General features: G+C 52.3%; 18 protein-coding genes. 10 read left to right on the top strand and 8 right to left on the bottom strand.

Translation table 11 applies throughout. The annotated features are described in order from the left end of the window. The first annotated feature begins 286 nt into the window (after positions 1 to 286). The 3 genes from ACGHAD_RS02890 (at position 287) to ACGHAD_RS02900 (ending at position 4840) form a co-directional block, all read left to right on the top strand. Positions 287 to 835 (top strand): RNA polymerase sigma factor, encoded by a 549-nt coding sequence (locus tag ACGHAD_RS02890; RefSeq protein ID WP_382417398.1) that lies wholly within the window; start codon positions 287 to 289, stop codon positions 833 to 835. Next, positions 828 to 1883: a FecR family protein gene (locus ACGHAD_RS02895; RefSeq protein WP_382417400.1), complete on the top strand. Its 1056-nt coding sequence runs from the start codon at positions 828 to 830 to the stop codon at positions 1881 to 1883. Before ACGHAD_RS02890 ends, ACGHAD_RS02895 begins: the two co-directional genes overlap by 8 nt. A 191-nt stretch (positions 1884 to 2074) precedes the next feature. Next, a complete protein-coding gene (locus ACGHAD_RS02900; RefSeq protein ID WP_382417490.1) occupies positions 2075 to 4840 on the top strand; it encodes a TonB-dependent receptor domain-containing protein in 2766 nt (921 codons plus the stop codon). A gap of 141 nt (positions 4841 to 4981) precedes the next feature. Here the strand turns inward: ACGHAD_RS02900 and ACGHAD_RS02905 are convergent, their stop codons facing one another. Continuing rightward, positions 4982 to 6685 carry a carbohydrate-binding protein gene (locus ACGHAD_RS02905; RefSeq protein WP_382417402.1) on the bottom strand — a complete coding sequence of 568 codons (1704 nt, stop codon included), beginning with the start codon at positions 6683 to 6685 and terminating at the stop codon, positions 4982 to 4984. Positions 6686 to 6991: 306 nt separating this feature from the next. Here ACGHAD_RS02905 and ACGHAD_RS02910 point away from each other — a divergent pair, with 306 nt between their 5' ends. The 4 genes from ACGHAD_RS02910 (at position 6992) to ACGHAD_RS02925 (ending at position 9185) form a co-directional block, all read left to right on the top strand. Continuing rightward, positions 6992 to 7843: a hypothetical protein gene (locus tag ACGHAD_RS02910; protein ID WP_390403286.1), complete on the top strand. Its 852-nt coding sequence runs from the start codon at positions 6992 to 6994 to the stop codon at positions 7841 to 7843. Positions 7844 to 7919: 76 nt separating this feature from the next. Further along, a complete protein-coding gene (locus ACGHAD_RS02915) occupies positions 7920 to 8432 on the top strand; it encodes a nucleotidyltransferase family protein (RefSeq protein ID WP_382417406.1) in 513 nt (170 codons plus the stop codon). A 26-nt stretch (positions 8433 to 8458) separates the two neighbouring features. Continuing rightward, on the top strand, positions 8459 to 8809 hold the full coding sequence (locus ACGHAD_RS02920; protein ID WP_339617629.1) for a hypothetical protein: 351 nt from the start codon (positions 8459 to 8461) through the stop codon (positions 8807 to 8809). Between the two features lie 10 nt (positions 8810 to 8819). Then, complete coding sequence (locus ACGHAD_RS02925) at positions 8820 to 9185, top strand: STAS/SEC14 domain-containing protein (protein WP_382417408.1); 366 nt, start codon at positions 8820 to 8822, stop codon at positions 9183 to 9185. A 42-nt stretch (positions 9186 to 9227) separates the two neighbouring features. Here the strand turns inward: ACGHAD_RS02925 and ACGHAD_RS02930 are convergent, their stop codons facing one another. From ACGHAD_RS02930 to ACGHAD_RS02960, 7 genes are all read right to left on the bottom strand, one after another. Next, positions 9228 to 10025, bottom strand: a complete 798-nt coding sequence (locus ACGHAD_RS02930) for a gluconate 5-dehydrogenase (protein ID WP_339617631.1) — start codon at positions 10023 to 10025, stop codon at positions 9228 to 9230. 14 nt (positions 10026 to 10039) lie between these two features. Beyond that, positions 10040 to 10879 (bottom strand): 5-dehydro-4-deoxy-D-glucuronate isomerase, encoded by an 840-nt coding sequence (gene kduI / locus ACGHAD_RS02935; RefSeq protein WP_382417410.1) that lies wholly within the window; start codon positions 10877 to 10879, stop codon positions 10040 to 10042. Positions 10880 to 10905: 26 nt separating this feature from the next. Continuing rightward, positions 10906 to 13407 (bottom strand): glycoside hydrolase family 88 protein, encoded by a 2502-nt coding sequence (locus ACGHAD_RS02940; protein WP_382417412.1) that lies wholly within the window; start codon positions 13405 to 13407, stop codon positions 10906 to 10908. Positions 13408 to 14360: 953 nt separating this feature from the next. After that, a complete protein-coding gene (locus ACGHAD_RS02945) occupies positions 14361 to 15737 on the bottom strand; it encodes a glycoside hydrolase family 28 protein (RefSeq protein ID WP_382417414.1) in 1377 nt (458 codons plus the stop codon). A 278-nt stretch (positions 15738 to 16015) separates the two neighbouring features. Continuing rightward, complete coding sequence (locus tag ACGHAD_RS02950; protein ID WP_382417416.1) at positions 16016 to 18751, bottom strand: TonB-dependent receptor; 2736 nt, start codon at positions 18749 to 18751, stop codon at positions 16016 to 16018. A 312-nt stretch (positions 18752 to 19063) separates the two neighbouring features. Then, positions 19064 to 20476 carry a glycoside hydrolase family 28 protein gene (locus tag ACGHAD_RS02955; protein ID WP_382417418.1) on the bottom strand — a complete coding sequence of 471 codons (1413 nt, stop codon included), beginning with the start codon at positions 20474 to 20476 and terminating at the stop codon, positions 19064 to 19066. 144 nt (positions 20477 to 20620) lie between these two features. After that, positions 20621 to 21388 (bottom strand): FadR/GntR family transcriptional regulator, encoded by a 768-nt coding sequence (locus ACGHAD_RS02960; protein WP_339617636.1) that lies wholly within the window; start codon positions 21386 to 21388, stop codon positions 20621 to 20623. A 214-nt stretch (positions 21389 to 21602) separates the two neighbouring features. On the opposite strand from ACGHAD_RS02960, the gene ACGHAD_RS02965 reads away from it, so the two are divergent. The 3 genes from ACGHAD_RS02965 to ACGHAD_RS02975 all read left to right on the top strand — a co-directional run bounded on the left by ACGHAD_RS02965 (position 21603) and on the right by ACGHAD_RS02975 (position 24689). After that, positions 21603 to 23129, top strand: coding sequence for a UxaA family hydrolase (locus ACGHAD_RS02965; protein ID WP_382417420.1), 1527 nt, complete (start codon positions 21603 to 21605; stop codon positions 23127 to 23129). Between the two features lie 93 nt (positions 23130 to 23222). Beyond that, complete coding sequence (locus ACGHAD_RS02970) at positions 23223 to 24392, top strand: Re/Si-specific NAD(P)(+) transhydrogenase subunit alpha (RefSeq protein ID WP_382417422.1); 1170 nt, start codon at positions 23223 to 23225, stop codon at positions 24390 to 24392. A gap of 12 nt (positions 24393 to 24404) precedes the next feature. Beyond that, entirely contained in the window at positions 24405 to 24689 is a 285-nt protein-coding gene (locus tag ACGHAD_RS02975; protein ID WP_339617640.1) for an NAD(P) transhydrogenase subunit alpha, read from the top strand. Positions 24690 to 24698 lie beyond the last annotated feature (9 nt).

The following is a 24698-nucleotide window of genomic DNA, read 5'->3' on the forward strand; positions in this document are numbered from 1 at the left end:
CATGGGCTGATCAGTACGCTGAATATTGTTATACGGATACTCATTGAGATAACCCTCGCTTGCTTTGGTGCGAGATCGGGAATAAAGCTTGAGAGTTGCTTTCGTATATTCACGTACAGCCTGCAATAGGGCGAAACGTTATAAACCCGGGTTGAGTGTGGACTAGATCTCTGGGGGAAATTCGCGCCCAGTTCGTCATGGTAGTTAGACCAGAAGAATATTGCCAGCGCTCTCAATCGCGTCAGTTCGATGGCGGCCGGATTACTAATAAGAAATACAGCCAGGTATGAGCATGCACTATTCAAATGGTATGGAACGCATCTATTTTAAGGCTCTCGGTTTAATGCGACGAACCGTGGGACGAGTGGTACCACCTGACGATGTGGAAGATATAGTGCAGGAAACCTATGTAAAAGCCTGTCAAATTCAGGACTTAAGGCAGATTAGAAACCCTCAGTCTTTTTTGTTGAAAATGGCCCGTAACCTCGCTCTGGATCATGTCAAGCGGGCGGAGTACCGTCTCGCGACCTCTATGACCCAACTCGCGGGAGACGGTGAGTTTGAGATTGGCTCTGAGAATGACAGCACTTTAGATTGCGTCAGCGGCGATCAGGAGTTTGCGCTTTTTTGTGAGGCCGTCAGGCATTTGCCGCAGCAGTGTCGACGAGCCTTTGTGTTAAAAAAGGTCTATGGCTACAGCCAAAAGGAAATTGCCGCCGAGCTTAGTATTAGCGAAAGCACCGTAGAAAAACACATCGCCACGGGGCTGCTCAAGGCGCGTCAGTTTATGCATGCAAAAGTCGGCGTGATTCAGGGGCGCGGTCGCTATGAGTAATGTGCTGCGTTTTGCAAGTCGCGATGACATTGACCAGCAAGCGTGCCGCTGGGTAGCGGCGATGGACCGTGGCTTGACAGCCGCTGAGCGACAACAGTTGAGTCGCTGGCTAAAGAGGCACTCGGCGCACGAGCGCGCGCTGTATGAGTGCGCCGAGCTGTGGGACAGCATGGACCAGCTGAGCCGTCTGGCGGATCTGTTCCCCGACGTCGTCCCAAACCGGCGGCGCCGCCGAGTATCACTTGGCGCTGCCGCTTCCATTGTATTTGTGGTTTGCATGGGGCTCGCTCTAATGGCCTTCTCTGGTGGAGCCTTACGTTGGCTGCATGATGCACATTTGTCGGCGCCGGGGAATGGTTTGCTAACGACGCTCGTCGGCGAACGACGAAGCATGTTGCTGAGTGATGGCAGCCGTTTAACACTAAATACAAACTCACAGTTGGAGCTGGATTTTAACCAGCATTACCGCGATATTGTGCTGTTGCGAGGTGAGTTAAACGTACAAGTAGCGCACGATGCGATGCGCCCGCTGCGCGTTTTTGCCGCTGGTAAGCTCGTCGAAGCGGTGGGTACGGCTTTTAATGTGCAGGTGTTAGACGACGATAGCGTTGAGCTGATTGTCACCGAAGGCAAGGTGTTGACCGCTAACGCGCAAGAGTCAAACAACCGCCTAACACGCCTTGCCACTGATTACGCTCGTATTGGTTCCCCCGTGCAGCCGGTCGCGGCGCGTGAAAGGCTAGTGTTGGCGCAAGCCAAACATCGGGTAGAGCCTGTTACCGATGCCGAGGTAAGCAACCTGTTAAGTTGGCAGCGCGGTGAGCTGGTGTTTCGTGGTGAGACGTTAGCTCAGGCGATTGCGGAAGTAAGCCGGTATACCGATACGCGTATTACCTTTGCCGATCCCGAACTTAAATCGGTACGTATTGCCGGGCTTTTTCGGGCCGGAGATGTCGATGGTCTGTTGGCGGGCCTGCAGAGTAATTTTTCAATTGGGCACCGCTATCTGGATGATAATTCTATCGAGCTAAAAACGCTTGAAGAGTAGTTGTTACGACACGTTTGCTAAATGGTAGTAGCTAAAGAATGTTGCTCAAACTTAATGAGTATTAAGCTTTGGCACTGAGAAAAATAATAATGCGAGATAACGGTTGGTGGAATTTTTACGCAGGTTCGTCTTTGACCTTGGTGAGAGTATTACTCGCCAGGAAAATCAAAGTCGTGGCGTTCTGTTTGTCTGTGACATTACTTTGCGTTAATGCGTATGGCGTAGATCTCGATCGGCGACATCACTTTGATATTCCTGCAAGTCGAGCTGATCTGTCACTGACAGAGTTTGCCTCGCAGGCGAATATAACCTTGGTGTTTCCGTTTGATCGGGTGAAAGGTGTAACTACCAATGCTTTGATTGGTAATTTCAGCTTGTCCCAGGCGTTGGATCAAATGCTGAACCGTACACCTTTGAGGTATAGCGTCAGCGAGGATGGTCAGCTTGCAATAATTAACGAGCCATCTACGCAAGAGAGCGATAATATGAATAAAAAGTATCTGTCTGTGGCGGTTGCTACAGCCCTTGGAACCCTGGCAAGCGCTGCCAGCTATGCCGAACAAGCCGCCGAACCCGAGGCACACGGACTCGAAGTCGTTACGGTTACTGCACGTCGCAAAGAGGAAAACTCGCAACAAGTTCCCGATACCGTTGTTGCTTTTTCGGGTGACGCAATCGAGCGTGCTAATATTCAAGCCGCACGCGACGTGACCGTTAGAATCCCTAACGTCGCTATTACTGAATCTTTGAGCCCTTCGTCGACTTTTTTGATCGTTCGTGGTATCTCCTCGGTACGTAATTCAGAACCCGCGGTGGCGGTTGTTGTCGACGGTGTGCAGGTAGGTAGTGCCTCTGAAATTTCACAATCGTTTTTTGATGTGGAGCAAATTGAACTGTTAAAAGGTCCACAGGGCGCGTTGTACGGCCGCAACGCCCTGGGCGGCGCGCTGATCGTCACCTCAAAAAAACCGACGGAAGACCTTGAAGGACGCTTTAGTGTTGGCGGTGGCAACGGTGAGCTATTTGAGGTGACCGGTTCGTTGGCTGGCGCCCTTACCGATGACTTGATGTTCCGCTTTGCGGGCAATCATCGTTCTTTTGGCGGTACCATCGAGAACCAGTACCTCAACGATGTGTACGAACGTAACTCACGCGGCGTAACAGGTGATGCGCCAAGCAATAGTTATATGGATTTTGAAGAAAATCGTGACTTCCGTGCACAGTTGTTGTGGGAGCCTACGGATAGAACGTCGGTAGATTTACGCTACTCGCAAAACGATCTTGAATCTGGCGCCATGTGGTACCGCAATATTTATCGCCTTGAGACTGACCCCAATCAAGAATACGAATTTCCTATAAATTCTAACGGTAACCCTACGGCTAATCGCACCATTAACAGTGGATCGTTGAAAATTGAGCACGGTTTTGACGACGTCACGCTCACCTCGATTACCGCGGCCACGGATACCAATGAGCGCTATGGTGTCGCGGGTGAAACTCGCGGCAACGACCGTACCGGTAATGTGCTGTTTTTTACCGAACCGTACGTCAATGCGTTTATTGATGGGCTTGATAGTGAGGTCGATCGCGAATTTTTTAGTACGACGCTCGCCGATTGGGCCGCCGGCAATTTTGTGGGATCCGATCAGTACTACGATGTACAAACGGTATCGCAAGAGTTCCGTCTGTCAGGTAACGTCTCGGACAACATTGATTACGTTGTCGGCGCCTATGGCCTATTAACCGACCGCGCAGATACTCTGCGTACCACATGGGAGCGCCCTGAAGGACAACCGTTTGACTGTCAGCCTGCGTACCCAGGTGGTCCCATCATAACGGACTTTACCACCTGTAATGGCTTAATTGATGCGACCCAAAATGAGCAAGACAATACCGCATGGGCGGTTTTCTTTAGCACTGATTACCATATGACCGACACCTTAACCTTAACGGTGGCTGGGCGGTACGACGAGGACGAACGCGAAGTGACGCGTATTGATGGCCCAACGGTGGATACCTTTGGTTTGGGTGTGGGCAGTTGCGATTCGACCGCTGACCCTGAAAACTGCTCTGAATCGGGTTCAACGATCAGTCGCACTTTCTCGGCTTTTCAGCCCAAGGTGTCGTTGGCGTATACGCCTAACGATGACTGGACGTTTTATGGTACGGCCGCCCGTGGCTTTAGGAGTGGTGGCTTTAACGCCTCCGGTGCGCTCTTGACCGATAGCTATGATCAAGAGACCTTGGATAGTTTTGAGCTAGGTTTTAAGTCGACTCTACTGGGTAACCGCTTGCGTGCGAATGGTGCAATATTCCATCAACGCTACGAGAACGCGCAACAGTTTGAATTTGACGGCGCTATTTTTGTGCAGAGCTTGTATAACATTCCTAAAAGCGAAATTAACGGGGTTGAGCTGAGCTTAGACTTTGCCGCTACCGATAACCTATTGCTGACGGCTGGCATTGGTATTATGGATTCTGAAATCACCGAATTCGATTCCGGTATTCGCGATCGTATGCAGTCAGAGCTTTTGGCTCGTACGGCCAATACCGTTAAATTGCCTGCAGGCACTCAGGCTTCGTTTGATAACAACTTCCAGGGCGAGAAAATGCCCAACTTTCCGCACCAATCTGCCAACGTATCGGCGCGACACGATCTGCCGATTGGTCGTGATGACAATCTGATTACACAGATCGAGTACAGCTATACCGCAGATCGGTACTGGTGGATTGATGGGCAGGATGTACAAGATGATGTCGGTTTGGTTAACGGCAGTATCTCTTATGTGTTTGACGATAATCTAGAGTTTCAGCTGTGGTGTAAAAACTGTACCGATGTGGATTACGATTCAGAGTACGCCCCAACTGAGAAAGAGTTGTTTGGTGGCGCTGCTAAAGATGTTGCCTACCAAGCTCGTGGCCGTACCTTTGGCCTAAAAGCGAAGTATAAGTTTTAACCTTCTCTCCTTTGGCATGGGGTTTTTAGACCCTCACTTGGCGGGCATTTATTGCCCGCCTTTTTTATGCTTGATGTGAAGTGCCAATGCCAGATAAAAAAAGCCCGCGAGATTAACGCGGGCTTTTTTGTACGTTTGAGGTTATTGGTATACGCGGACGTAATCGACATACATACGTTGGGTGCTAAAGTTAGCGTGGTCAGGGTCGCCCGGCCAGTTGCCGCCAACGGCGACGTTAAGCAAGAACCAGAAGGGTTGATCGTATACCCACTGTCCATACTGCTCAATTTGCGCGCGAGTAACACTGTAAAAGTTAATGTCATCGACAAACCAGCGAATGCCGTTGGCGTCCCACTCTACCGCGTAGGTTTTATAAGATTGCTCGATGGGTGATGCGTGATCCAGATGGCCGGTGATTGGCGTGTTGCCAGAATAACCCGGCCCGTGGAGGGCGCCGGAGGTAATATTATTGGTGCCGACATGCTCCATAATGTCTAGCTCACCACCTTGCGGCCAGCCTTGAGTGTTAAAGTTATCGCCCAGCATCCAGAAAGCGGGCCATATACCTTGCGCTTTAGGCAGTTTTAAGCGCGCCTCCATCCGACCATATTGAAACGACTTTTTGTTGCGGGTGTTCATACGGGCCGACGTGTAGCCACAGTTTCCACCCCACCAACAGGAGCCGCCGGTTTCCTGGCGTGCTTCTAGCACCAGAACATTGCTGCCCGCTTGGGGGTCAAACTGAATCGATGCGTTGTTGCCGTTGGTGTAAAACTGCAGCTCGTTATTGCCCCAGCCGTTGCCGCCAGTTTCGAAACTCCACGTGTTTAAATCAATGCTATCAAACTCGTCGCTCCAGGTAACGGTTGGGTTGGGGTTTGGGTTGGTGCCGCCGGTCGGTGTTGCTTTTATCCAGTTAAGGTTCCAGCCACCCGTGGTGGCGTAAACCCCAAGGCTGTGGTTGCCGGCCGGCAGGTAGGCATTAAGCGTAACGGTTTGCCACGTTTGCCAACCGCCGGTGGCGGGAACGGTTATTTCCCCCAAGGCTGTGCTGCCGCCGTTTAAATCCAGCGAGAGCACACCGCCGTTGCCGCCGCTGGCGACACGAGCCTCTAGCTTATAGTTGCCTGCGGTCGGGACATTAAAGTCGTTAAAGGCGAGCCATTCACCCGAGTCGATCCAGCCGACACTGTAGCCGCCGCCCTGATCACTAGTGGCTTCTATATCGACATTACCATCGCGGTAGGCGCCACCGGTATTGCCGGGAGTGGTATCACTGGCGTTGTTGTAGTCTTCGGCCTCAAAAGTGGTGGTGTTGGCGTTATTGTTGCCGCCGCCATTGTTGAGCGGCTCAACCTCTAACCAGTTTAGATTCCAGCCACCGGTACTGGCGTAGACCCCTAGGCTGTAGTTGCCAACGTTCAAATCCACCTCGCGCTCAACGGTTTGCCAGTTTTGCCAGCCGCCGGTAGCGGGAATACTCAGCTCGCCCAGTAAAATAGAGCCAGCATTAAGATCAACCGACAGCGCTCCGCCACCACCACTGGCAACACGTGCCCGCAGCAGATAACGGCCGGTGCTGGGAATATTTAGGTTGGCGTAGGTCAGCCACTCACCAGGTTCAACCCAGCCGACGTTATAACCGCCACCTTCGTCGCTGGTGGCTTCTATATCGACGCCGTCCGAGCGATAGACGCCTCCTGTATTGCCTGCTGTGGTATCGGCATAAGCGGTATAATCTTCGGCCTGAAAGCGGGCGGCCAATGCCCCCTGGGTGCTGAGTAAAGCGCTGGCGCACAGGGCCGCGCTCAGCAGAGCTTTGGGATGTGAGTACTTTATTGTCATAGTGGTTCCCCTAGGTGTTAATACGATGCCACAGCCTTGCGTTAAGGTAGGCGTAGCCAAAGCAGGCTATTAGTCGCGTCACCGGAGGTCGCCACACTTTGCGATATAACCAAAGTGTGACGTCTGAAAACCGGTAAGCCTTTACGCCAGCCCAGTTGTGGCAAGGGCTGTGGCCGCTAGACGGGTTTGGAATATCGCCGCAGTGTTTTAATTTCGAGGTGCCGTGAACACCTGGGCCGCTATGTTATGATGACCGCCAGCTGTGGTGACAATAAGCGTCAGATCTTGGGTAAAGGTGGGGCCGGCATGTTAATAATGAATAACACACTGATGCGCTGTATGGCTGTTATCTGCCTTTGTTTGCTTGGTGTGGCAAGTGCAGAGGCGGCACGAGAGCAAGCGACCGAGGTGCCCGAATACATACTGTGGGTGGGCGGTAATGCTCCTGGCCGCGCCGAGCGCGAAGCACAGGTTATTGCGCAAGCGTTACAGCGTACCGAAGCGCAATACGGACCCTATCGTTTAACAGTATCTCATGAAGCATCCTTAGGCGGCGACTGGCGGCATTTACTGACTAAGGGTGAGCAAATTCATATCGTTCCCACTTCGTATTTGAGCTTCCCCCCTGAAGAGTTAACCTTAATTCCCGTGCCAATTGCCGGAGGTAAGCTGGGCTATCGCTACGTGGTTGTGCGGCGCGATCGGCTGTCAGAATTTGCCGACGTCGAGCACGCGTCTGAGCTACGCAAAAAACTGGCCGGTCAGGGCTTATACTGGCCTGATATGTGGGTGTATGAGGCAAATGAGTTACCGGTGAAAGGTGCAGAAGATTTGCCCGCATTACTCCAACTGCTTGAGAAAGGTGAGGTTGATTATCTGCCGTTGGGGGTGGATGAAGCAGAGTCAATTTTAGACAAATATGCCGACGATCCAAACCGCTTTGCCATCGTACCTGATCTTCTGATTTACTACCCATTGTCGAGCTCTCCGGTTGTGACTAATCAGCGCCCCGAGTTAATTGCACGGTTGAACGAGGGGCTAGAGGCGATGCACGCCGACGGCAGCTTACAAACCTCTCCCTCGGCGAGTTTTGCCCCTTCGCGCAGCCGCATTATTAAGCTGGAAAATCCCACCCGGCTGTTTCCGGTACGGTATTGATTGAGGCCTCGGCGTGAAGAGTGAGGCCTGCTATGCTCAGCAAGTGAGGGATTGGCTGCGCAAAGATGCTACACGCATGGCACTTTTAAAAGAGACCGCCGCGCTGGCTTTACCCGATTGGTGTTTAGCCGCGGGTTTTGTTCGCAACTTAGTGTGGGATAGGCTGCACGGTTATTCAAAGGCATCCCCGCTCAATGATATTGACGTGATTTATTTTGATGCCAGTCAGACCTGCGAATCCCGTGATCAAGCCTATGAAGATCGCTTACGGGATAAAATCCCTGTACCTTGGTCGGTAAAGAATCAGGCGCGAATGCACATACGCAATGGCGACCGTCCTTACCATTCGAGTGTGGACGCTTTGAGTTATTGGGTAGAGCTGGAAACGGCGGTAGGTGTCCGTTTGGCGAAAGGCAGGGTTGAATTTATCGCCCCTTTTGGTTTGGCGCCACTTTTTTCTGGCACGATTACCCTGAATGCCAAGTGTCGCAACCCTCAGGCTTTTACGCGCAGAGTCGAACGTAAAAACTGGCGCGAAACTTGGCCTAATTTGCAGGTGGTAAAAGAGCATGGTATTTCGAGTATCTGAGCAAGCACTTAAGGGCGTATACAGTTATGGATTTTGAAGCCGCCGTCGATGAGGACATCTTAGCCGTTGCCAACCCCATTATGGATAACTTAATGGCCGCCTCGACGGACATTGATCACGCGCGCCACACTCGGGACTTTACCGACCGTTTAAAGCGTGTGGTGATGCCTGATTATTTGCGTGATGTGTGTGAGAAGTACCAAGCCGAAAAAGGCTTTTTTGCCCGGCGTGACTTGGTGGCGATTTTTCGCCGGCCAGATTCGGCTGCTATCGTCTGGCGCCAGTACTTTACCAAAGCGCCCGGCGAATTTGTGGCCGAGATGGTGCTGGTGTATCGCGATGGTAAATATTTATGTGATCACGCTGCGGTATTTTAAAGGAGCGATTATGTTTGTTATTGAGAAAAAAGGTGAGCACCATTTGGACATCAGTTTGAGTGGTAGGCTTGGCAAAGAGCAAATGGAGCGGGGCTTGGATGAGCTGAAATCAAAGTCCGAGGGAGTTCAACATGGCACGATGCTCTATGACATTGTCGAGTTTAAAATGCCCGAGCCACGCGCAATACTGGCCGAGTTTATGCGGATGCCCGCAATGCTGGGGTTGATTCGCCGCTTTGATCGTGCGGCGGTATTGGCCGATCAATCGTGGCTGCAAAAAATTAGCGAATTAGAAGGGATGTTAATTCCCGGACTAGAGATAAAAGCGTTTGCCCGCGCAGACCGCGCCGCCGCCGAGACGTGGTTAAAGCGCTAGTAAACACGGCACACGCGTATTGAGCGCGTGCCGTGGCAAATTTTACTGCTCGTTGGCTGGTCGACCAATAGTCGCCAGTATGCCGCCATCAACGTAGACAATTTGTCCCGTGACAAAGTTGGAGGCATTGGAGGCGAGAAATACGGTGGCCCCTTGCAGATCATCCGGATCGCCCCAGCGCCCCGCGGGTGTGCGGCTAATAATAAATTCGTTCATTGGGTTGCCGTCGACGCGAATAGGCTCTGTTTGGCTCGTGGCAAAATAGCCAGGGCCAATACCATTGACCTGAACATTATGCTTGGCCCACTCGGTGGCCATGTTGCGGGTGAGCATTTTAAGCCCGCCTTTAGCGGCGGCGTAAGCGCCCACCGAGCTGCGTCCCAATTCACTCATCATTGAGCAAATATTAATAACTTTGCCGCCGGTGCCACGTTCAACCATGCGCGCGACCACGGGCTTGGTCATAGTGAATACGCCGGTTAAGTCGGTCTTGATGACTTGCTCCCACTCGGCCAGCTCCATCTCCAGCAATGGCGTGCGGCGGATAATACCGGCGTTGTTAACCAGCACGTCAATCGGGCCGACCTCACTTTCAATTTTTGCAACGGCGGCTTCCGTTTGTTGTTCGTCAGTAACATCAAATAGATAGCCGTGGGCGGTGATGCCCGCTGCGCGATAGTCGGCAAGCGCCGCATCGACTTTTTCTTGCGACGAATGACCATTAATTACCAAGGTGGCGCCAGCTTTGCCAAGCCCCATGGCCATCGCCATCCCGAGCCCGTGGGTTGCACCAGTAACGAGTGCTACCTTGCCTTTAAGAGAGAATAATTCAGTAGACATAGTAAATCCTGTGGTTATTTCAGGGTGTTAGGCTTGTGAAAGTCCATATCGGTGTAATCGAGGTTCTCTCCCGCCATACCCCAGATAAATGTATAGTTCGCGGTGCCGACACCTGAGTGCATAGACCAGGGCGGTGAGACAACTGCTTGCTCGTTACCCACCCAAATATGCCGAGTTTCATCGGCAGGGCCCATAAAGTGACAAACGGCTTGCTCTTCAGGAATATTAAAATAAAAGTAAGCCTCCATGCGGCGGCTATGGGTGTGTACCGGCATGGTGTTCCAAATGCTTCCCGGTTGCAGCTCGGTCATCCCCATTTGCAACTGGCAGGTCTCAACCACGCTACTGATGAGCAGCTGGTTAATTTTGCGCTCGTTACAGGTTTCCGAGGCACCCATTTCCAATACATTGGCGTCACCCATGCCGACTTTTTTGTGAGGGTAGGCGTGGTGCGCTGGCGCGGAGTTTAGGTAAAACTTCGCGGGCTGATCGGCGCTGTCGCTGGCAAAAATAACCTCTTTGGCACCACGGCCTATGTATAAGGCCTCTTTGGTGTCGATTTCATAGCGCTCGCCATCGACGGTAATAGAGCCTTTACCGCCGACGTTGATGGCGCCCATCTCGCGGCGCTGTAAAAAATAATCGGCCTTTTGCTGGTACACCGGCTCTAATGGTACGGCTTGCGCAATGGGCATGGCTCCGCCGACCATAATGCGCTCGTAATGGGTGTAAACAAACAGTACTTCGTCGGCGGCAAAGATCTTTTCGATCAAAAAGTGCTGGCGCAGCTTCTCGGTGTCGTAGTGTTTGAAGTCGTCTTTATGAACAGCAAAGCGCTCTTCAATAATATTCATGTTGATACCTATTTACGGTGCAAATTTCACGGTTGTAAAAGCTTGTGCATTTCGATACCGGCCAAGATAAATGGTGCGGTGCCTTTGGGGTCGTTGGCAATGACTGGCTCGCTCATGTAGTAACCATAACTGCCGTCGCGACCAAAACCGAGGCCGGCGACGTAACAGATGTTAGTCAGGCTAACCGCATCGTCGCTGTGAACGGTGATAAACTCACGAATTAAACCGTCGTACGCTTTTTGCGCCACAGGCTGGTACTCATCGCCCAAATAGCCGTTGCGGATGGCTTTAGCATAAAAGTAAGTAAACATGGAGCTGGCACTCGACTCAAGGTAGTTACCGGTCGCATCAGGCTTGTCCATGATCTGCCACCAGACGCCGCTGTCCGGGTCTTGGTATGTCTTTAGGTCGGCGGCCATTTCATTGATCATGTCTAACAGCGGTTGGCGGTGCTCGGTATCCTCCTTGGGAATATAGTCCAGCACATCAACCACTGCCATGGCGAGCCAGCCCATACCGCGGCCCCAAAAATAACCGGATAGACCGGTTTCTGGGTTGGCCCAATCTTGTTGCTTTTTTTCGTCCCAAGCGTGGTAGTAAAGGCCGGTTTGTGCATCGCGCAAATACTTGCGGGTTAGCACAAATTCGTTAACGACTTCCTCAATGCCTTGGCCGTTATCGAACAGCTCGACGTAATGGGCGAAGAAAGGCATACCCATGTAGACGCCGTCGAGCCACAATTGGCTGTCGTATTTCTGTTTGTGCCAGAATGCGCCCTCAGCCGTTTTAGGTTGTTGCTCAAGCTGCTTGTGCAGTGTGCTTGCAGCAATTTTGTATTTCTCTTTGCCAGTTTTCTCGTACAGGCGAATTAAGTTGCGACCAGGGGCGACGGAGTCGATGTTATAGTTGCTGAGCTTGTAACGGGCAATCTCGCCTTTATCGTTAATAAAGCTACCAGTCACCATAGGCATAACATCGGCGTACTTCTTGGCTGGCGCTACTTTGTTTAGCTCGTCGTAGGCCATGGGTAATAAACCGACGATGTCGTACTCAAACTTTGGCAGTCGCTCGCGGTTTACGTCCCAGCCGCCGTGATGGTAGCCCATGGTTTTTCGTTCAAGCTCGGAGTCGGCCAAACGTTTGCTCCAGTTAAGCGCCTCGTCGGCACTCACCGGGTAAGATTTTTGCGCTTCGCTGCGGGCTGTGCTGATCTGCTCGCGCAGTGGTAGTGTTAGCTTTTCAGCTTCGCGCTCTAGATAGTTAACCAGCGCTTCGCGGTTTTTGATGCCGTCTTTCTCGCCCTCCCAGGCGCCTAAAAAGTAGTAATCCACATCTTCGCCCGCGACATCCATAACCGATACATAGTTGTGCTCGTCGGTCGTTTGTGTTTCGCGGTCTGATTTTCTAAACAATAACGCCATGCCTAAGTGGTCGTCGTTGAGGGTTTGTTTGCCCCAGCTGGCGACATAGGTATAGGCCTTGCCGGTGATGTTAACTTCGCCTTCAATCAACTCAGTACCCGGGTGCTTGACGATGCCGATGGCTAAGTTCTCCAGCGGTTGATCGAGTTTTAGCTGGGTATGAACCAAGCGGCTGCCACCGTGCATTGATAAGGTGGCACTTAAGTTGACGTTTTGGTTGTTGATCTGCCAGTTTTTGTAGTCGATGTTAAAGGCCGAATAAAGGTTGCCGTTGTCGAGGATGCGAGCGTCCCAACCGTCGACTTTAGACACGCGATCGACACTCTCACCGTTCCAAAACCCGTAGCCGCCCGAGCCCACCGAACTGCCTACCTTGAGGATGTCCATGCCCCAATCGGAAGGTTCGTGGTAGGAGTCAAAGCCATCTTGGCCAACATTTTGTAGCACCATGTCGTGGGTATACTTGCCAAAAATATCAAAGCCATTGCGCCAATCGAGGTAGACGCGGTAGCCCACTAAGTCTGATTCGATGCCGGGGCCTTCGTAGCGAATAAAATAGGAGTGATCTGTGTGTTGTGACGGCGGCGTTAGCTTATCCACGTTGGTAAATTGTCCGCCGACATAAATTTGTTTGCCGGGTTTTTCCGGGTCTTCTTGCCAGCTGCCGCCGGTTTTTTTGGAGATCTCTGCCTGCGCGCGTTTGGGCCCGGCAACTGGTTCCATATCGGTGAACACGTTTAGTGTAACGCTGGCGCCGGCATTAATGTCGAGCAGGGTAAATAAACTGTCAGGGCTGCCGTCGCTATCGGTGTCGATCGCCTGGCTGGCAATTGCCTGACCGTTTAGTTTAATACCAAGTCCCGTCGCGGCCGAGTTGGCAAGCCCCAGTTCGTCGAAGCTAACGCGGTAGGGCTCGTCGGTGCGTTTAAAGTCCGATGGGTTGCTGAGCGTGATGGTCGCGATTGCCTTGGAAGCCGTGCTAGCTGCGCGGCTTTGAGGCTTGGCTGCGGGAGCTGCCTCGGGTACTGGGGCTTCCGATTTTTGACAGGCGGTTAACGCCAGCGAACTCAGCGCAACCAGCGCGGTAAGAGATGCGTGTTTGGGCATAGTGATTACCTGTTGTTATTGATGCACGGGTTAGAGATTGAAACAGAGGAAGGGGAAGTAAGGTCGGGCGTGCTCTCGCCTTCACCCCAGAGCCCTGTCCGGCCTGACGAATACGGTTCGCTCGGCTGCAATGATTCTGCTTTTACGGCGCTCTAAAATAGGCCTTGAGACTCCACTAGCAACGGATCGCCGATAACAAGTGGCTCCGTTTTAGGTCCCCATTGTCACTTAAAAACATCTAGAGCTTGCCTAGACACCCCGAAGCGCTGAGTGCCTTAATGGAGTAAGTGCTAATTCATAAGCCTATCCACCGTGTGGACAGGTTCAGTTGTTAAGCTAACTCCTTGTTATATCCCCACATTGATGGTTAGTTGCAGGCGTAACCAGAACCTGTATCGGCTGGTTATTTTTAAAATTGCTTTGACCAACACTGTTAATATTGACGGTCCAATAATGGCATAGATTGGTAAACCAGACAACTTTTTCTGCATTACCAATTTAGGTTCTCTAGAGTATTGGAAACTCAATAAGTGGTTTGATCTTGCACATTCATAAGAACCTTTTTTGTGAGTAAGATGGTGGGTTGAAGAAGGTTGACCTGGCGCCCTCAGTGGACGACGATAGTTTGGGCACCCGGCCCCTTGAGGGCCGGGCTTGCTAACGTGCTTGGGCATTTGTAGTAGCGTGGCAGTATGGACTTGCTGGTCGTTGATTGATGACCCTCTTGGCCAGACAGGGTTTGCCGGGTGAAGGGCCCTGCTACCCAGTCGAGAGCCGGTGGCGGTGCGATAGGTGGCCGACGAAGCCTCTAGTTGCGTGAGCACATCGCCTTCTCCTCTTCCAGCTTAACCAAGTATTCTTTGCATCACGTGCCAGTAAGTCGCGCTTTTCCAGACGGCGTAAGACGTTCAACTTCGCCTCATTTCTTGCAAAGGGTGTCTAGTGTCTGAAAGCTAGTCCTGCTTAGCATGCCAGCTAAGGCTGCCGTTCACCACCTGGTTACCAATACGCACTTGCTCAAAGTGCAGGTCTTTGGCATTTTCTAGAATTAATGGTGTTTCGACGGATTTCACCACAATATTCTTGAAGGTTACATCTTCTAATGGTGCGGCAGCCGGGGCGTGTACTTCCAAAAATGTACCGGCACTTTCCACCACAATATTTTCAAACACAATATCGCGGTAAGTGGACGGGAAATTCAGGCCGAGTTTGCTGGGGTAGTTCATTTGAAACCAGAAAAGGGTGTCAAAAGCTTCTACAGTAAAGTTGCGTACCCGAACATTCTCTACCAAGCCGCCTCGATCCAGATTGGATTTAAAACGGAATGCCGATAAACCTTTACGCAGAATGTTGTCGGTAAAAAACACATTTTTAATGCCGCCGGACATCTCGCTGCCCAGACCAATGCCGTCCTCGCCACCCATATCATTATTGCGTACCACCACATTGGTGCTGGGGATGCCAATAGTGCGACCATCTAGATCGCGACCGGATTTCACCACTACCGAGTCATCCCCGGTGCGGAAGTAGTTGTTTTCCACCAACACATTGGAGCTGGATTCCACATCAATACCGTCATTGTTGGGGAAATGGCTATCCACATTCAGGTTACGCACGGTGGCTGATTGGGTGTACACCAAGTGGTTGATCCAGAAGGGTGCGTTGATTATGCTGTAGCCGTCCAGCAACACACGCTCGGCGTCTATAAACTGTACGAACACCGGACGCAGATATGTGCCTTTGCCAAAAATGCGCTGTTCCAGTGGTACACCGGTAGAGCCCATGGTGCGCAGCTTATGAATGTCATTATTCTGCTTCTTATGCCATTTCTTAAAATGGCTTTTGGTGTTGCCGTCCAGTATGCCGGGCCCGGTAATGGCAACGTCATGTACGTTGACGGCGTAGACTAAGGGCGAATAACCCATTACTTCCGTACCTTCCCATTTGGTTTTTACGATAGGCAGGTAATGTTCGGTTTTAGCGGAAAATAAAATTTTACTGCCTTTGGCTAAGTGCAGGTCAATTTTGCTTTTTAAGTGAATCGGCCCATTGCACAAAAAGGTTCCCGCCGGTACTACAACCCGGCCCCCGCCCTCAGCTACAGCCTTTCTAATAGTGGCTTTGATGGCAGGCAACGCATCCTTTTTACCGCCTGCTTCAGCACCAAAATCCGTAATGACAAATTCCCGGTTGGGGATGTTTGGCAGCTCGATATTGGCCAAGATCTCATCCATCATCGCCCAGTCGTCGGTTTTGGAGTTTGCCTGAGCTGAGGCCAATAGGCCCACCCATAAAGCCAAAGCTGCCAGTGCTCGGAATAAAATTCTCATTGAGTTCTCCCAGAGTGTTATCGTTTGAAGATTTTTCCAGCTTTTACATTCCAGCGGAAAGAATAGCTCCCGCCCTGTTCGTAGCCTATTTCCCGGCTGGGTTGACGGCTATTAGCATTATAACTACCTATGCCATTAGGCTTGAGAACAATAGTACTCATCATCTAGATAGATGCTTTCTACCATCGGCTCAAGAGGTGCCATGATAAGATCGTAAATATACGGACAAAAAAACGCCGGCAAGTGCCGGCGTTTTTGGTGGAGGCAGCAACTTGGAATTAGAGGCTGGCACGAATACCAAACAACACCTCTGTACCAGTGGTGTTGTATTCACGAACCAAGTCTAAATCACCGATGGGGCCGGTGGTGTACAAGCGCTCTTTTTCGTTGGTTAAGTTGATCACTTCCAGAGTCAGATCAAAATGCTCATTAATGGTATAAGAGCTAGAGAAGTCCACGCGGGTAGGTCCAGTGGTCGCTTCTTCAGCGTTCGCGTTGGAGCCGGAGTAACTTGTGATGTAGTCATCTCGGCTATTAACCAGCAGCCTTGCCGCCCAAGTTTCGTTTTCGTAGAAAGCGCCTAAGTTGTAGGAGGTTTCGGACAAACCGGTGATTAGGGCGTCACTGTCAATATAAGTGTAGTTAGCAAGGAAGCCAAGACCCATAGGCAATACATAATTAAAACCTACCTCAACCCCACGGATTTCATCAACCTCGGATGCATTGGTGGACTCAGAAATGTTCCAAACACTATCCGGTGGGATCGCACTTGCATCATATGCTGGATCGTTCGGATCATACACTGGATCCTGAGCAATAGCGTCCTGGAACACTTGAGGAAGGTAGTCTTCTCTGTTGATTGAGGTGATTGCATCAGAGATTTCTTTCTGGAACAGGGCCAAACCTACATAGGACTCGGGAGCAAAATACCATTCGACGGCTAGGTCAATCGCGTCGGCTTTTTCCGGCTTAAGGCCGGGGTTATCTACGCTAAAGTTGCCATTGATTGGGGTATAGCTGAATGCCCCGGCGAGGTTCTGAGGGTTGGGGCGAGCAATATTTTGCGAGTACGCCGCACGCAGTAACACATCTTCAATGGGCTCATAAGTGATGTTAATCGCAGGCAGTGTATTGGTGTAGCTCTGCTCGCCTTCCAGACTCTTGTTGCCGTTTACGGTAGTTTCAACGAATCGAACACCACCATTCAGGCGCCAGTTGCCGACAAAGTAATTACCTTCAACATAAGCGCCCAGAGTGTCTTCTGACACTACATAGGTCCGGCTGTCGTTGGGCTCTTCATTCCATTGTCCAGCGTTGTATTCGCCGCGAACCACATCGAAATCTGCAACCAGGAAGTTTGTGGGGAACCCTCCAGGGCCATCAATGCCATCACCATAATTATCCACAACATCAGACAAACTGTTGGTATTCGTGGCGCTTGGCGCGTTTGGTGACGTTAAGTTAGCTGCATCGTCGGTAAAGCGTGAGTCAATGGTGCGGTCATTGGCGATAACACCGGCCATAAGGTTGGAGCCGTTATCATCAAACTCCCAGGTCAGGTCGACCTTAAAGGTTTGGTTTTCGCGTTTAACGGTCTCATCGCGGTGCGTGGGGCCGGTAAACTCGTAGTTAGATGGATCGAGAGTATCGAATCCGTATTCCATTTCGGCGATATCAGAGTCTTCCAAAAAGGAATAGCTGAATGTGTGGCCTTGTGTGGCGGTCAGGTTGTAGCGATACTGCTGCTCGTTATGCTCAGATTCTGCCGAACCAAGCATGACGTCCAGCTTAAGTGTGTCAGTAAAGTCGTAGCTTATATTGGCAACAGTTTGCGTGAATTCACTATTGGAAAACTGGCCACGGCTTTCGGAGCGAGGTTGAACATTCTCAAATGTACCCGCAGTGATGTAACGCCCCGATGGATCCAGGGTCACTTCCGTGGGAACAATTGTGTTGTGAAGGTTACGGATCTGAGCAAAGTAGTTGTAGGAGTTTACGTCAGACTCTAGCTCAGACATCATATGAGTTAAATTCATGTCCAGCTTGTCGGTAGGCTGAGCTTGAATAGCTGCCAATACACCCGTTCTTTCTTGCTCGTGGTTGAAAGAATCCATACGAGGCAAACGCGGTGCCCACATATAGTCAATCGGATCCAGATTAGGGTAATCGCCTTGGATGTCTTGGTAGTCGGGGTAATTGGCGCCCGGATTCGGAGTGCCGTTAATCACAACATCAGGATTATCGCCCCAGCCATATCCCGCTGGGTCGTCGCCGCGAAAGTTGTCAACAGGGCCGGTCCAGCGCACGCTTCCAAAACCTTCCTGATGCACGTTACGTTTGGCGTAGTTAACACCAAGCAAAACGCCAACCTTGTCATCCATAAACGAGTTGCTCACCACGCCAGAGACAAGCGGGTCGGTTTCACCGGTGTGAATATTGTAATTGGTTTGCAGTGAGCCGGTGGCGAACAGGCCTGCATTGTCCAACGGACGCAGTGAATATAATTCAACCGTTGATGCCAGACCGCCTTCCTCGATGCTGGCAACTTGGTTTTTGTTGATATCCATGCGGCGAAAGAGGTCTGCACTGAAAACGTTAAAGTCAAATGAGCGGCCGCGGTTTACACCGCCGGATGAATCCAGACCGCCGCTACTGGCGGGAACTTCCATCCCGTTGAGGGTAACGCGGGTATATTGTGGGCCAAGGCCGCGGACGGTAATGTTACGACCTTCACCGCCTTCACGGGTAATCGCAACACCGGGCTGACGCTGCAAAGACTCTGCAAGGTTCAGGTCTGGCATTTTGCCTACATCTTCAGCGACGATACTTTCAACGCTGTTCGCAGATTCCCGTTTGATGTCGAGAGCGGCTGCTTGAGCGGCCCGGAAGCCAGTGACCACGACTTCTTCCAGCAATTGTGCGCCATCTGTATTGTTGTCCTGGGCATAGGACGTTGTTGCTGCCGTTGCTAGGGCAATCGCAGCAACCAGTGGTTTTACATTAGGACTATTCATTATTTTATCCCCATCATTCCGGTTTTGTAGTTAAGCAAGTTGTATTGCATAGACCAATTATTCTGGTAGCCGGATGATAGTCGCATAGTTTGGCAGACCAATCAATAGTTTCTGCATTACCAATCTGGCGTTGTTTTGCGGTTATTGTATGATCTAATTGGCTATTTTTGTCGCTTAGGGGTAGGGTTTTTTATTTATAAAAAATGTTTATTAATGCGACGGTCGGCGATGTGAGTCTTGGTTGGTGGGTGGTACAGGGCTTTGGGAGTGGGCGGCCCAAATTGGTCGGGCCGCTTTTGGTCGAGGTGACTATCAGGCTTTAAAGGTTTTGCCGTTGATGGAGACGTTCTCAATGACGAGCTCGTCGACATTCTCGATGACCCCTGGCTTATCGGCATGCTTGAACTTGCAGTCGATAAAGCGTAGGTCGGTAATGGGCGCCCGCTCAAAGCCGCGTACCTGAAAGACTTGGCCGGTTTCTTCGCAGGTGAGGTTGTTGACCTCTACATGGCGTACCGTTGGGTCAAAGTTGCCCGCGTCGCCTTCTTCGTAGTGAAAGTTAATGACAATCGCATTTTTGACGGTGCCTATGGTGCAGTTGCGCACATAGAGGTGTTCTAGCACGCCGCCGCGCACCGAGTTGGTCTTGATGCGAAAGCCGCGTTCAAGGTCGGGGCTACTCATGGTGTTGTTTTCGGCAAATACATTGCGTACGCCGCCGGAGATCTCGCTGCCAATGACGACGCCACCGTGGCCGGCGAGCATTTCGCAGTTGCGGATAACGACGTTCTCGGTGGGGGTGTTGATGCGCCGGCCATCGGCATTGCGGCCCGACTTGATGGCGATGCAATCGTCCCCGGTGTCAAAGTGGCAGTCTTCAATCAAGACGTTCTTGCAGCTTTCGGGGTCGCAGCCGTCGGAGTTGGGACCCAGGCTTTTTAGCGTGACGCCGCGCACGGTGACGTTCTCGCTGAGCACCGGGTTTAGCAGCCAGAAGGGGGCGGCAACAATGGTGACGTCTTCGATAAGAATATTTTGGCAGCGATAGGGCTGCACAAACGGCGGCCGAAAGTAAAAACCGTCGCCATAGTGGCGGTCTTCTGGTGGGACGCCGGCTTCGGCATCGGCAAATAACTTATCGCGGCCGGGCTTTTGGCTGGGGAAGCCGGGTTTGCCCCACTCTTCGTTGCCTTTCCAGGGCCACCAGGTCGTCTCGTTGGCGCGGCCATCGAGCGTGCCCTTGCCGGTTACGGCGATATTGTTTTGCTCGAACGCGTAAATGAGCGGGGAATAGCCCATAAACTCTACGCCTTCCCAGCGGGTTAAGACTTCAGGTAAGAAGCGTTTAGGGTCGGTGTAAAAAGCGATGGTGGCGCCGGCTTGCAAGTGCAAGTTAACGTTTGATAGTAGGTGGATCGGGCCGCTTAAGAAGGTGCCGTTTGGCACTACGACCCGCCCGCCGCCCGCGTTGTGACAAGCCTCAATAGCGCCTTTGATCGCGTCGCTGCAGTCGGTGGCATCGTCACCGACCGCACCGAATTGGGTAATAGGAAAGTCGCGGCTGGGAAAGGTTGGGGTCGTGATTTGCGCTACGATCTGGTCCGCTAGGTGCCAGGGGGCTGCGCTGGTGCTTGCGCTGCTTTGGGTCGTGTGGTGTGTGGCGCAGCCGGCGATTGGAAGTGCTGCCAGGCCTTTAAGGGTGGTGCGTCGCGTCAACTTATTCATGGTTAACCCTGTGTTTAGCATTCGTTATTGGTGGCGTAAGGTTAACGCAAAATACTGTTTTTGGTAATACCAATGAAGGTTTTTTGTCAGGCAGAGGGAAGGAGGTGCCGGTGCCGCTGGTAAAGCACCGGGCTTTGCGTGGGGTTAATCGATTAGGTTAAAGCGCTCGCGGCTGTGCATGACTTTGCGTCGGGCTTCTTCTACGGCCTCGGCTTCGGTGGCATCCAGCAGTTGCTGGATGACGCGCGTCAAGTGTTCGCGCATGGCGGCGCGTGCGGCGGGGCCGTTGCGTGTTTCTAGCGCTTCAAGAATAGCGTGGTGTTCTTCAATGCGAGGCTTGGAGCCGGCTTGGCGCACTTTCTCGAGGATGCGGGCGGATACCGGCGAGCTGTTGCGCAGTGCCCACAAATGGCTGCAAACGGAGATGATGGCGTCGTTTTTAGTGGCGCGTGCGATCAGCATGTGAAAGTTTTCATCGGCTTTTTCACAGATGGGCTCGCCTTCGTTTTCGGTCACCATGTCGCTCAGGGCTTGACGTACTTCGGCCATTTCTTCGTCGGTGATCTTTTTGGCGGCCAGTTCGGCGGCCTCACCTTCAAATAAAATGCGCGCTTCCAAAATATCAAATGGGCCGACGTCAAGGGTGCTGCTGGCGAGTGTGTCTTTGTTGCCGTCGCACACGTAGACCCCGGAGCCGCCGCGAACCTCGACAAAGCCGGCAAGCTCAAGGGCGATAATGGCTTCGCGCACTGTGGGGCGGCTGACCTCAAAGCGTTCGGCGAGCTTGCGCTCGGCTGGTAAGCGTGAGCCTGGGGGGTATTCACCGCCATTGATGACCGCGGCTAACTGCTCGGCTACACGTTGGTAGAGTCGGCCACCGGTCAGTCTGCCGGTGTCTATAGATACGTTCATGGGTTCACGCTTCATTATATGAAAGTTTGACTGACTGATTCTAGCAAGAATGGCTATGCCACTCAAGGGGAGCGTTTTGTTTTTTAGTCATACCAAAATAATATTGCGGTCTGACCAATTACCTGTTAACTTTGCAGCCATGTTGTTGTGGTGTGATGTGTTGCGTCAAGCCGCAAAAGAAATTCTGAATACAGACAAGAAACTAGGGGTGGTTGTGAGTAAGTTCATTCACTTGCATCAAAACGATAATGTCGCGATTGCGGTTTGCGACTTGGCGGTTGAAGGCTTGCTCGATGTCGGTGGGCGCCAGGTTGTCATTGCAGAGCCGATTGCCGAAATGCATAAGTTTGCGGTCGAGCCCATTAAGCAGGGTGAGGCGATCATCAAGTACGGGCAATTTATTGGGTACGCAGCTGCCGACATTGACGCCGGCCAACATGTACACACTCACAACTGTATTGTGGGTGATTTTGCCAAGGACTACGGTTTTTGCCGGCACGCGGAAAAAACGGCTTACGTACCCGAGGCGGAGCAGGCGCATTTTCAGGGGTATCGCCGTGCTAACGGCAAGGTGGGTACCCGCAACTATATCGGTATCCTGACGACGGTTAACTGCTCGGGAACCGTGGCCAAGCAAATTGCCGCTAGCTTTAGTTATCCGGGCGCGTTAGACGATTACCCTAATGTTGACGGTGTGGTCGCGCTTACTCACGAATCGGGCTGCGGTATGCGTGCCGAGGGTGAGGGTTACGAGATTTTGCAGCGCACCTTTGAAGGTTATGCCGCGCACGCTAATTTTGGCGGCGTATTGCTGGTCGGGCTCGGCTGCGAAACCATGCAGGTCGACGGAGTGTTGGCGCAGGCCGGCCTGTCCCAGTCTGAGTTGTTTAAGGCCTATAATATTCAGAACGTGGGCGGTACCCGCAACGCTGTCGAGCAAGGTGTGGAGTATGTGCGTGCCATGTTGCCCAAAGTGAATGAGGCGACTCGTGAGTCTTGCCCGGCCTCAGAGATGGTGCTGGCAGTGCAGTGCGGTGGTAGTGATGCCATGAGTGGGATTACAGCCAACCCGGCTCTCGGTGTTGCGGGCGATATTTTGATCCGTCACGGTGGTACGGTGATTTACTCTGAGACGCCTGAGATTTATGGCGCGGAGCACTTGTTGACCCAGCGCTCTGCCACGCCTGAAGTGGCGGAGCAATTGTTGGAGCGAATCCGTTGGTGGGAGGAGTACACCAGCACGAATGGGTTTGAGCTGAATAACAACCCCTCGCCGGGCAACAAGGCAGGTGGCTTGACGACTATTTTAGAAAAGTCTTTGGGGGCTCAGGCTAAAAGTGGCTCGACCACCATGACCGCGGTGTATCAGTATGCCGAGCCGGTAGTCGAAAAAGGACTGGTGTTTATGGATAGCCCCGGTTTTGATCCTGTCTCCGTGACCGGTCAGGTGGCCTCGGGTGCCAATGTGGTGGCTTTTACTACGGGGCGCGGTTCGGCTTTTGGGTACAAGCCGGTGCCGAGCGTTAAGTTGTCGAGCAATACGGCGGTTTATCGCCGCATGCAGGATGATATTGACATCAACTGTGGCGCCGTAACTGATGGCGATGAGACGCTAGAAACCTTGGGTCAGAAAATTTTTGAGCAGCTGCTGGCGATCGCCTCGGGCGAGCAAACCAAGAGTGAAGAGCTGGGTTATGGGGATGCGGAGTTTAACCCCTGGAAGATCGGCGCTGTCGTGTAATTCATTTCTAATGAGGTGGGCGCTTGCGGATTGCCAATCCCGCGCCTACATTCAAGTAATACTTTCATGCTAATAACAATAGAGGGTAAGTCTATGAAAATAGCCGTGCCAAGGGAGCGTCGTGCCCATGAAAGACGCGTGGCGGCCACACCGGATACCGTTAAAAAGTACATTGGTTTAGGTTTTGAGGTTGTTGTTGAGGCTGGCGCCGGGCTTGAGAGTCAGGTGTCGGACGAGCTGTATATTAATGCCGGCGCCACCGTCGAGGCCGATCTGGCCGCGCTTTATCGGGGGGCTGATGTCGTGCTCAAGGTGCAGCGTCCGCTTGTCGCTGGTGAGGGTGAGCTCAATGAGCTGGCGCTTATCCCTAAGGGGGCGCTGCTGTTGGGTGTTCTCTCCCCTTTTAATGATCCTGAGTCTGTCGCCGCTTATGCTGCCGCAGGTGTGACGGCGATGGCGCTAGAGTTTGTGCCGCGTATTAGTCGTGCTCAGAGTATGGATGTGCTCAGCTCGCAAAGTAATTTGGCCGGTTACCGGGCGGTGCTGGATGCCGCTTACGAGTACGACCGGGCGATGCCGATGATGATGACCGCTGCCGGCACAGTGGCGCCGGCCAAGGTGATGGTGCTGGGGGCAGGGGTTGCCGGTTTGCAGGCTATTGCAACGGCCAAGCGATTGGGCGCCATTGTTTCGGCGACTGATGTGCGGCCGGCGGCGAAAGAGCAGGTCGAGAGTTTGGGTGGCCGGTTCGTGATGGTGGACTCCGAGGAGACTCGCGAGGCTGAAACCGCTGGCGGCTACGCCAAAGAAATGAGCGATGACTTTAAGCGTCGCCAGGCGGAGTTAGTGGCGACTACTATAAAGACGCAAGATATTGTGATTTGTACCGCGTTGATTCCCGGGCGCAAGGCGCCAACATTGGTGAATGACGAGATGGTGGCCAGTATGCGACCGGGGTCGATTATTATCGATTTGGCGGTCGAGCAGGGCGGCAACTGTACCGCCTCTAAGCCGGGTGAGGTGGTAAATGTGGGCGGCGTTAAAGTGGTGGGTCATTTTAATGTGCCCAGTCGTCTCGCTGCCGATGCCAGTGCGCTGTACGCCAAGAATTTGCTCAATTACCTGACGCCGCTGGTCAAGGCTGAGGAGGGTGCTCCAGCCGGCTTGGCGTTAGATTTTGCCGATGAAATCCTGGCGGCGGCCACCTTGACTCGCGATGGTCGGGTGGTTCATTCGGCGTTTGTCGAGCAAGCAGAACAATAATAGGAGGCGGTTATGCACGGTGATTTTATCTCTCAGTTGTCCATCTTTGTGATGGCGGTGTTTGTCGGTTACTACGTTGTCTGGAGTGTCACGCCGGCACTGCACACGCCCTTGATGGCGGTGACCAATGCGATATCCAGTGTGATTGTGGTGGGTGCGCTGATTGCCGCTGGCCCAGAGGGTACGAGCCTGGCCAAAGTGTTGGGGTTTGTGGCCGTTATGCTTGCCTCGGTCAATATCTTTGGTGGCTTTGCCGTTACCCAGCGTATGCTGGCCATGTATAAAAAGAAGAAGTAAGGGGGACTT

Source organism: Gilvimarinus japonicus, from assembly GCF_042847215.1.
GTDB classification, from domain to species: domain Bacteria; phylum Pseudomonadota; class Gammaproteobacteria; order Pseudomonadales; family Cellvibrionaceae; genus Gilvimarinus; species Gilvimarinus japonicus.